Below are 607 nucleotides of genomic sequence, written 5' to 3' on the forward strand. Positions count from 1 at the left end.
CGGCACCGCACGGGCGAGCGAGATCACCGGCGAACTGCGCGCCCTGGACGTGCCGGACGGCACCGACCTGCTCGTCGGCGGTGGCCGGGCCCTCGTCGACGACGCCAACCAGGCCGTCTCGGATTCGCTGCCCTGGATGATCACGATCATGGTGCTCTCGACCCTGGTGCTGCTGTTCCTGGCATTCGGGTCGGTGGCACTGCCGATCAAGGCGGTGCTCATGGCGGCGCTGAGCCTCGCCGCGACCTTCGGCGTGCTGACCTGGGTGTTCCAGCTGGGCCACGGCGCGTCGTGGCTGCACGTCGTTCCCGCGGCGATGGAGCCGACCTTCGTCGTCCTCATCCTCGCCGTGGTGTTCGGCCTGTCGACCGACTACGAGGTGTTCCTCATGTCGCGCATGATGGAGGCCCGCGCGGCCGGAGCGACGACGGTCGAGGCCGTCGAGTACGGCATCGCTCGCACCGGACGTGTCGTCACCGCCGCTGCACTGCTGCTGATCGTGGTCACCGGAGCCTTCACCATCTCCGGCCTGTCGATCATGCGGTTCCTCGGTGTCGGCATGATCGTCGCGCTCATCATCGACGCGACGATCGTGCGCATGCTGCTC

Annotated in this window: 1 protein-coding gene; it reads left to right on the forward strand. The window is 68.4% G+C overall.

Annotated features, from left to right (window positions below; translation table 11 throughout):
* The coding region (locus R1101_RS28950; protein WP_037225372.1) for an MMPL family transporter at positions 1-607 on the forward strand (607 nt) is incomplete at both ends.

It is taken from the genome of Rhodococcus sp. R1101 (assembly GCF_000278445.1).
Lineage (GTDB): Bacteria > Actinomycetota > Actinomycetes > Mycobacteriales > Mycobacteriaceae > Rhodococcus > Rhodococcus gordoniae.